The organism is Archangium sp., from assembly GCF_036389735.1.
In the GTDB taxonomy this organism is placed as follows: domain Bacteria; phylum Myxococcota; class Myxococcia; order Myxococcales; family Myxococcaceae; genus Archangium.
On the sequence record NZ_DASVWK010000054.1, the window covers coordinates 1 to 1,555 of the forward strand.

The 1,555-nt window shown below is 70.1% G+C and carries 1 protein-coding gene; it reads right to left on the minus strand.

Translation table 11 applies throughout. The annotated features are described in order from the left end of the window. Positions 1-1,447, minus strand: a 1,447-nt coding sequence (gene ureC, locus VF794_RS01980; RefSeq protein WP_331107163.1) for an urease subunit alpha, incomplete at its 3' end; no start/stop codon positions are given. Positions 1,448-1,555: the final 108 nt, after the last annotated feature.

Here is a 1,555-nt window from a genome sequence, read left to right on the forward strand (position 1 = left end):
CGCCGAACATCGGCCGCATGTACGAGGGCTGCGGCGTGGGAATGGAGGCCCCCGGGTCGCCCATCTGCGACCAGGCGATGAAGCCTCCCTTGAGCACCAGCTCCGGACGCAGGCCGAAGAAGGCCGGCCTCCACAGCACCAGGTCCGCCAGCTTGCCCGGCTCCACCGAGCCCACCTCGTGCGCGAAGCCGTGGGCGATGGCCGGGTTGATGGTGTACTTGGCCACGTAGCGGCGGATACGGAGGTTGTCGTTCTCCCCCCGCTCCTCGCGCAGCCGGCCGCGCTGCTCGCGCATCTTGTGCGCCGTCTGCCACGTGCGCGTGATGACCTCACCCACCCGGCCCATCGCCTGGCTGTCCGAGGAGATCATGCTGATGGCCCCCAGGTCGTGCAGCACGTCCTCGGCGGCGATGGTGGCGCCCCGGATGCGGCTCTCGGCGAAGGCCACGTCCTCGGGAATCTCCCGGTCCAGGTGGTGACACACCATGAGCATGTCCAGGTGCTCATCCAGCGTGTTCACCGTGTAGGGCCGCGTGGGGTTCGTCGAGCTGGGCAGGACGTTGGGCTCGCCGCACACGCGGATGATGTCCGGGGCGTGCCCGCCTCCCGCTCCCTCCGAGTGGTAGGTGTGGATGGTGCGGCCCTTGAAGGCGGCCATGGAGTCATCCACGAAGCCGGACTCGTTCAGCGTGTCCGTGTGGATGGTGACCTGCACGTCCTCGCCCTCGGCCACCGACAGGCAGGTGTCGATGGCGGCCGGCGTGGTGCCCCAGTCCTCGTGCAGCTTCAGGCCGATGGCCCCCGCCGCGATCTGCTCCAGCAGCCCCTCGGGCATGGACGTGTTGCCCTTGCCAGTGAGGCCGATGTTGAGCGGCAGCGAGTCCGTGGCCTGCAACATGCGCTGGAGGTTCCACGCGCCGGGGGTGCAGGTGGTGGCGTTGGTGCCCGTGGCGGGCCCGGTGCCACCTCCCACCCAGGTGGTGATGCCGCTGGCGATCGCCTCGTCCGCCTGCTGCGGGCAGATGAAGTGGATGTGCGAGTCGATGCCGCCCGCCGTGACGATGAGCCCCTCGCCCGCGATGGCCTCGGTGGTGACGCCCACCACCAGCCCCGGCGTCACCCCCGCCATCACGTCCGGGTTGCCCGCCTTGCCGATGCCGGCGATGCGTCCCGCCTTGATGCCGATGTCCGCCTTGTAGATGCCCGTCCAGTCGACGATGAGCGCGTTGGTGATGACGCAGTCCAGTGCCTCGGCGTCCCCCACCCCGGCCTGCTGGCCCATGCCCTCGCGCAGCACCTTGCCACCGCCGAACTTGCACTCGTCCCCGTAGACGGTGAAGTCCTTCTCCACCCGCGCCACCAGCCCCGTGTCCCCCAGCCGGACCCGGTCCCCCGTCGTGGGACCGAACATGTCCGCGTAGTGACGGCGATCCATCTTCCGGCTCATGCGCCCTCCTCGTGTCCGAAGCCTCGCGCGACCACCTCGGCCAGGGCGCGCTCCTGGTTCTCCGGCGTCACCGGACCGGACCCCAGCGCGTTGCCCCCTCGCACCACC